Genomic DNA, 7,365 nt, shown 5'->3' on the forward strand with positions numbered 1-7,365 from the left:
GAGCCGTTTCCGTGTTCTACCCCGGTAAACAAGGGGGCAGCTCTTTCGTTAGAGTGCTAGGACTTTTTGGAGCGGGAAAGCTTCCAGCGCCTGGCGCCCGAACTTCCGGCTGCCCCTCGTGGAGCTTCCTCGATGTGGTAATCCGCCAGCTGATCCTGGATCTGCTGATCCATCCGATCAGACATGTGTTCGCTCACATGGTCGTTGACCTGATCAGCCACAGCTATGCGTGCCTGGCGCCGCTGGGCACGCAGGAACTCCTGATGCTCCTCGTGGAATGCCTTGACCGTGGCAATGCACATGAAGATCATCACCACACTGAACGGCAGCGCAGTCAGGATGGCCGCCGTCTGAATGGAGGCCAGCCCATCATCGCCGACCAGGAGGAGGGAGATTGCTACCGTAGCGGCGGCAACAGCCCAGAACGCCCGGATCCAGTGCTTGGGGTTGGGGTGCCCGCCGGTTGAGATCATGCTCATCACCAGGGCTCCGGAGTCCGCCGAGGTGATGAAGAAGATAGCGATCAGGATGATCGCCCCGATCAACAGGATCGGCCCGCCGGGCAGCTCAGTCAGGAGCCCGAACAGCGCGTTGTTGGTATCCACCGCACCGTCTTCCCCGACCAGACCGCCGTTGCCGAACAGCTCGCGGTAGAGGGCTGATCCGCCGAGTACCGAGAACCAGAGGAAGGTCAGCAACGTCGGAACGAGCAGCACGCCGGCAACGAATTCGCGCACGGTACGGCCCTTGGAAATGCGGGCGATGAAGATGCCTACGAACGGGGCCCAGGAAATCCACCAGCCCCAGTAGAAGGTGGTCCAGGCCGACTGCCAGGCTTCGCCGTCGGCTCCGGCAAAGGCGAGAGTGTCGAAGGTCAGACCCACAACGTTCTGCAGGTAGTTACCGATGGACTGAACGAACTCGCGAAGCAGGAACAGCGTTGGTCCGGTGAAAAGAATGAAGAGTAACAGCATGCCGGCGAGCACCAGGTTGGTGTTGGACAGCCATTTCATGCCCTTGCCTACACCTGAGATCACTGAGACCAGGGTCAAGGCCGTGATGCACAGGATGAGACCAACCTGGGTGAACTTGGTTGCTTCCATGATGTTGGCGGTGTCGAGCCCCGCCGACATCTGGAGAACGCCGAGCCCCAGCGAGGTAGCGACACCGAACAGAGTGCCAACCAGGGCGATGATGTCAACAGCGTCGCCCCATTTGCCCTTTACCTTGTCGCCCAGAAGAGGTTCGAGGGTCCAGCGAATGGAGATCGGGCGACCGCGGCGGTGCACCGCATAGGCAATAGCCAGGCCTACGACTACGTAAATACTCCAGGCGTGGAGACCCCAGTGGAGGAAAGTCTGCGTCAGGGCCTGCTGGGCAAGCTCAATACCGGTGCCTTCGGTCCCGGGCGGTGGAGCGGCGAAGTGGTTCAGCGGCTCCGCGACACCCCAGAAGACCAGGCCAATACCCATGCCAGCGGCAAAGAGCAGCGCGAACCAGGACATCAGCGAGAACTCGGGCCGGTCCTCGTCCTTACCAAGACGGATGTCGCCGAAGCGACTCAGGCCGACCCAGAGCGAAAAGACGACGAACATGGCGACGATGGCCACGTAATACCAGCCGAACCCACGAATGACATTCGTCTGGATGTCACCGATGACTTCGGCGGCTGTGGAGGGGAAGATGAGGGCGAAGCCCACGAACACCACGATCAGTGCAGCGGCCGGAATGAACACCGCTTTGGACAGCCGTGAGGCCGCGATCGGTTTCCCTTCGGTAGGGTGGCCGTCTCGCTCGCCGGGTGGACTATCGGTTGCCGGATTTCCGGACCTGAGGGACATTCGGGTAACTCCTCATGCTTCTTGAAAAAAGTGAGAATGACTATTGACAAGCCTCTGCATAGGCAGTAAGGCCTCACCTAGCCTACAGAAGGACCGGTCCCAATGCACAAGGCCGCCTTAACGCAGGAACGACGGCAACCCATCCGCGGAAGGGATAGGTCGCCGTCGTTCCTGGTCAACGGGGGCCGCTACTCGGCTGACGCGAGGAGCTTCGCCCGTAGCTCGCGGCGTTCGCGCTGCTTCTCCGGATTCGGCAAGGGAACCGCTGCAAGGAGCCGCTGAGTGTAGGGATCCTGGGGCCGCCGAAGGATCTGGTCTCTGGTCCCCTGCTCCACAATCCTCCCGCGTCGCATCACGCAGATCCGGTCGGACATGAGGTCGACGACGGCGAGGTCATGGGTGACGAACAGGCAGGCGAAGCCGAGCTCCTGCTGCAGGTTCTTCAGCAGTTCCAACACGGTGGCCTGCACCGACACATCGAGCGCGGAGGTCGGCTCATCAGCGACGAGGAGTTTCGGTTTCAGGGACAGTGCGCGAGCAATACCGACCCGTTGTTTCTGCCCACCCGACAGCTCGTGTGGGTAACGGTTGCGGTAAGCGCGCGGCAGCTCCACCTGGTCGAGGAGGGTCTCGATCCGCTTCTGCAGATCGGCGCCCTTAGCCACTTTCGCCAGGTACATCGGTTCGCCGATGCTCTCGCCCAACGGCAGGCGGGGGTTCAGGGAGGAGGAAGGATCCTGGAAAACCATCCCCACGTTGCGGCGCAGCTCGAACAGTTCCTTGCGGGTGGCATTCGAGATTTCCTTGCCGGTGACGGTTAGTGACCCCGCGGCGACGGGCAACAAACCAACTGCGGCGCGCCCGATGGTTGTCTTCCCTGACCCTGATTCGCCTACCAGGCCGAGAATTTCTCCCGGGTAAATGGCAAGGTTCGCGCCTTCGACTGCCCTGAAGGCGGGCACTCTGCCCTGTTTGGGGTACTCAATGGCCACATCGGTGAGCTGCAGGACTGCGGCTCCCCGCGATGTGTCAGCGGCACGTTCTGCTTCTTCGAGCCGGGCCTGGTTCTCACGTTCGCGCCGCATCAGCTCGTCCTGGTCGACGTTTCTGAGCTCGGTACCGGTGGCGGCTGCAAGTGCCGCGGTGACATCTACTTCATCGGTCTCGGAACCGCCCTGCACCAGGTGAGGCACTGCCGCCAGTAGTTTCCTCGTGTACTCGTGCTGCGGGTTATGGAAAATCTGCGCGGAGGTCCCCGCTTCAACGATCCGGCCCTTGCTCATCACCACGATGTGGTCGGCGAGGTCGGCGACCACGCCCATGTCATGGGTGATCAATACGATGGCACTGTTGAGCTTGTTGCGCAGATTTCGCATCAGGTCGAGGATTTCGGCCTGAACCGTCACGTCCAGCGCGGTTGTGGGTTCGTCGGCGATGAGTAGCTTCGGATCGCAGGAGAGCGACTGGGCGATCATTGCCCGTTGGCGCTGCCCTCCAGACAGCTGGTGCGGGTAGGACTTGAACGCCTTCTCAGGGTCGGGAAGTTCCACCATGTCGAGCAGCTTCAACGCCCGCTCTTTAGCTTCGTCGGGGGAGATCTCGTTGTGCAGGCGGATGGTTTCGACGATCTGGAACCCAATGGTGTACACCGGGTTCATCGCCGTCATGGGTTCCTGGAAAATGACCGCTACATCGCGGCCACGGACCTGACGAAGTTTGCTTCCGGTCAGCCCAAGGATTTCCCTGCCGTTGAGCTTGACGCTGCCCGTGGTGCGGCTGTTTTCAGGGAGCAATCCCAAAAGTGACATGGAGCTTGCGCTTTTGCCCGATCCCGACTCGCCCACGATAGCGAGCACCTCGCCGGCCTTGACCTCATAGTTCAGGTCGATGGCTGCAGGAACCCAGACCTTGTCAACGCCATAGTCGACGCTCAAGCCTTTGACCTGGAGTACAGGAACCTCGCCCTCGGGTGTCTGGCCTGTTTCCGAATTTTCGATGACGCCGTCGGTCATGATTCTGCTTTCCTTCCGCCCGTGGCCTGCCACATTCTGGTGATTAGTGGACTGGCCCGGAATCCTGAAACTATATGGGTATGAATAGCCCGAGTGATGTAGCCAGTCCCGTCATCTTCAAGCCAAGATTTGGCAAGTGGTTTGCAGGTCTGACGTGGGTACTGGCCGGGATTGGTATTGCCCTGTCGGTGGCTGGCGACGGCGTTGACGGGTTGATTTCCGCGTGGCCGCTGCTCGCCCTGGCCTACTTTGGCTGGTTGCTGTTCTGGTATCCGTCCGTGGTGATTGCCGACGACGCCGTGACGCTCAACAATCCACTGCGATCCATCTCGGTGCCGTGGGCCGCATTGATCCACGTTGACACGAAGTTTGCCCTCACCCTCGTGACCGTCCGCGGCAGCCACACCGCGTGGGCTGCGCCGGCACCGGGGGTCTGGGGTACGCACCGCGGCAAGCCCGAGCATGTCCAGGGGCTCCCCGAATCCAGCTACGGTCCGGCCCAGTCCATTCGACCGGGAGATCTGAAGAATACCGACTCGGGAGCGGCAGCCTTCCTGGTTCGAACTCATTGGGCAGCTCTGGTCGACGGCGGACTGGTTGACGCCGACGCTACAGAAACCACTGCCGCGGTGACCCGCATCCATTGGGTTCTGATCGGATGCGCAGTCGCCCTGCTCGCCGCCAACCTGATTGCCTTCTCCCTGGTCTAACCGGTGGGCGCGACGCGGCAGTACCGCTGCCCCGCCCACCGGCTCGACCATGTGCTTCGGCACTTTAAGCCTCGGGGCGGTTGGGATCGGAGATATCGCCAGAGTGCACTGCCTTCTTGGCGTTGAACTTCTTCTGACGTGGATCGAAAGCATCCCGCAGCCCATCACCGATGAAGTTGATCGACAGACAGATCATGATGATGAAGAGACCTGGCCACCAGAACAACCACGGCCGGGTGTTGAATGCCTGCTGGTTGTCGCTGATCAGGCTGCCCAGGGAAATATCCGGAGCCCTGACACCCAGGCCAAGGAAGGACAGCGCGGATTCGAGCAGGATTGCTGAGGCCATCACCAGGGTGGTGTTGACGATGATCACTCCCACAGCGTTGGGCAGGATGTGCTTGAAGATGATCCGGGTGTCTGAGGCGCCTGCGATACGTGCCGCGTCGACAAACTCGCGTTCGCGGAGGGAAAGAAATTCACCGCGTACCAGGCGTGCCAGTCCGGTCCAGATGATCAGCCCCACGAAAACGCCAAGCAGAATCACTCCCGCGCTGCCGCCCATGATGGAGCGCAGGAAGGTGCCACTGCCGGTGAGGTTGTTGCCCACGCTACCGAGGACGGCGGCGAGGATGATCAGGGGAATCACAATGATGGTGTCGGTGAATCGCATGAGTACCGCTTCGACCCAGCCACGGAAATATCCTGATACGCCTCCGATGATCACTCCGAGGATGCCGCCCAGGATCCCGATGATGAACATGATGATCAGCGACAGCTGGGTGCCGCGCATGGTCATGGCGAAGAGGTCGCGTCCCACCCGGTCCTGGCCGAAGGGGTGATCGCCGAAATCGAACGGCAGCACCCAGGTCGGTGCGCCGTTGGGTGTGGCGAGGGGCAGTGTCTGTACATAGTTCCACTTCCACCAGCCCGGGATGCCCGCGTAACCGATAGAGGTGAAGGCCATGATCACGACGAAGAAAAATACCACCATGCTGACTACCGCGGCCGTATTACCGAAGAACCGTTTGCGAACGATCTGCCCCTGGCTCAGGCCAAGCGAGTCGTCCTTCTTCGGGGTCGGCTTCTGTTTGTTCTCTGCTCTGGTGCTCATGCTTTTACCCTCACTCGTGGGTCAAGTACCGAGTAGGCCAGGTCTGCAACGAGGTTGAAGACAAGGGCTAGGATGCCGGTAATCAGGAAGACTCCCATGATGGGATTCGGGTCAACGCGGCCCAACGCACCAATGAACAGCTGGCCCATACCGCTAAAGGCAAAGACCTGTTCGGTGATGATCGCCCCACCAATCAGGCCACCGATGTCAAAGGCGACGAGGGTGGCCAGCGGGATCAGTGCGTTCCGGAACGCGTGACGCATCACAACTGTGCGCTCCCCCAGGCCCTTGGCCCGTGCCGTGCGGATGTAGTCCTGGTTCATGATCTCGAGCATCGAGGCCCTTGAATAGCGGCTGTAGCCAGCCAAGGAGATCAGCATCAATGCAATGGTGGGGAGCAGGAGGTGGGTAAAGGTATCGATGCCCATGATCCAGAAGTCACCCTCAAGGTTCGGGGTGGAGGAACCCAGGGTGGCAATTGGCCTGCCCCGGATCCTGCTGTTGTCCGAGTAGAGGGGCCAGGACTGCATGAACCGATCCAGGAGGATGGTGAAACCCATGAGGAAGGCGGTGAGCCCCGCAGCGTTCATGCTCTGCCGGCGGTCGTAGCCACCCATGAAGTACCCGACAGCGACGCCGACCAGCACGGTAGCGATGGCCAGCAGGACGATCATCAGTGGGGTCGCCAGGTCGAGTAGTGGCTGCATAGTGAAGTAGGCAATCATGCCGATGCCCACGGTGATTAGTGCAGAGTAGAGCGCCTTGCGGTTCTTCAGCCCTGCGGTCAGGAGGGTGACTCCGTAGGCAATGCCGACGCCTGCAATGGCAATCACGACGGGGCCGAAGCCTGGTTCGAGGAACCACTGGGTGAGGTCGAGGAAGAAAAGAATGACTGCTGCAAAGGCGAACCCGGCCGCCGCTGCGATGAGACGCTTCTGCAAAGTCCCGCGGGCGACCAGATACCAGATGAAGGCCGAGACCAGGCTGATGATCAGGATCGATGTAAGGGAAATGTTCGGATCGGCAAGGAACGTATTGAAGCCGATCGCTCCATACTCCTTCAGCAGGACCGCCACCCAGAAGATCGGGAGGGAGAAGAAGAGGAACGCCATGAAGGTGACACCGTAGTCGAGCCCGCTGTATTGGCGAAGGGCGGTGATGATGCCGAGCGAAATGCCGATCAGGATGGCGAGGACGGTGGCGCCGGTGACGAGGAGGATGGTCTGGCCCATCGCCCTGGCGAGCAGCTGGGTTACTTCAATTCCGGCGATGCTGCTGCCGAGGTCGCAGGTGGCCGCGAAGGGGATCAGGCAGCTGGCTGCCCCACCGAGCCATTCGAAGTACCGNGATAGGGGCGGGGACGTCGAGACTCAGCAGGTCTGTCCGAAGCTGGATGAGCGTATCCCGATTGGGGACGTTGCTCTCGCGCAGATCCGCCAGTGGATCGCCTGAGAATGCGGTCAGCATGTAGACGATGAAGGACGCGCCCAACAGGATGAGCACGGCGGCAACTAAGCGCCGGACGATGTAGGTCACCATAGTGTTTAAACCTCAATGTTAAGGTTCCGGGGATCACCCGGCGTTGTGGCAAGAGTGTAATGCACCAAACAGGCAGCCGATATTTGGGAGATCCCAATCGCTTCCCGCGGATGCGCAATTCGAGGGTAGTGCAGGCGCTAGAAAGCGCT

Annotated in this window: 4 protein-coding genes and 1 pseudogene; 1 reads left to right on the forward strand and 4 read right to left on the reverse strand. The window is 60.7% G+C overall.

Features of this window, described 5'->3' with window-relative positions; translation table 11 throughout:
- Positions 1-56 precede the first annotated feature (56 nt).
- Positions 57-1,841, reverse strand: a complete 1,785-nt coding sequence (locus K728_RS0107660) for a BCCT family transporter (RefSeq protein ID WP_019481624.1) — start codon at positions 1,839-1,841, stop codon at positions 57-59.
- Between the two features lie 188 nt (positions 1,842-2,029).
- On the reverse strand, positions 2,030-3,853 hold the full coding sequence (locus K728_RS0107665) for an ABC transporter ATP-binding protein (protein ID WP_024476338.1): 1,824 nt from the start codon (positions 3,851-3,853) through the stop codon (positions 2,030-2,032).
- Between the two features lie 80 nt (positions 3,854-3,933).
- Between K728_RS0107665 and K728_RS0107670 the strand changes: the two genes are divergently transcribed.
- Complete coding sequence (locus tag K728_RS0107670) at positions 3,934-4,563, forward strand: PH domain-containing protein (protein WP_019481622.1); 630 nt, start codon at positions 3,934-3,936, stop codon at positions 4,561-4,563.
- A gap of 64 nt (positions 4,564-4,627) precedes the next feature.
- Here K728_RS0107670 and K728_RS0107675 read toward each other — a convergent pair whose 3' ends face one another.
- Complete coding sequence (locus tag K728_RS0107675) at positions 4,628-5,677, reverse strand: ABC transporter permease (RefSeq protein ID WP_019481621.1); 1,050 nt, start codon at positions 5,675-5,677, stop codon at positions 4,628-4,630.
- Positions 5,674-7,216 (reverse strand): annotated as a pseudogene (locus tag K728_RS18810) (ABC transporter permease). The gene K728_RS0107675 and the pseudogene K728_RS18810 overlap by 4 nt, the downstream one beginning before the upstream one ends.
- Positions 7,217-7,365: the final 149 nt, after the last annotated feature.

Origin of the sequence: Arthrobacter sp. CAL618 (assembly GCF_000468215.1) — a bacterium.
In the GTDB taxonomy this organism is placed as follows: Bacteria; Actinomycetota; Actinomycetes; order Actinomycetales; family Micrococcaceae; genus Arthrobacter_D.

What these genes read in the sequence shown, in the direction of transcription:
- K728_RS0107660 (WP_019481624.1), bottom strand. Translation starts at nt 1,841, where the DNA reads ATGTCCCTCAGGTCCGGAAATCCGGCAACCGATAGTCCACCCGGCGAG.
- K728_RS0107665 (WP_024476338.1), bottom strand. Translation starts at nt 3,853, where the DNA reads ATGACCGACGGCGTCATCGAAAATTCGGAAACAGGCCAGACACCCGAG.
- K728_RS0107670 (WP_019481622.1), top strand. Translation starts at nt 3,934, where the DNA reads ATGAATAGCCCGAGTGATGTAGCCAGTCCCGTCATCTTCAAGCCAAGA.
- K728_RS0107675 (WP_019481621.1), bottom strand. Translation starts at nt 5,677, where the DNA reads ATGAGCACCAGAGCAGAGAACAAACAGAAGCCGACCCCGAAGAAGGAC.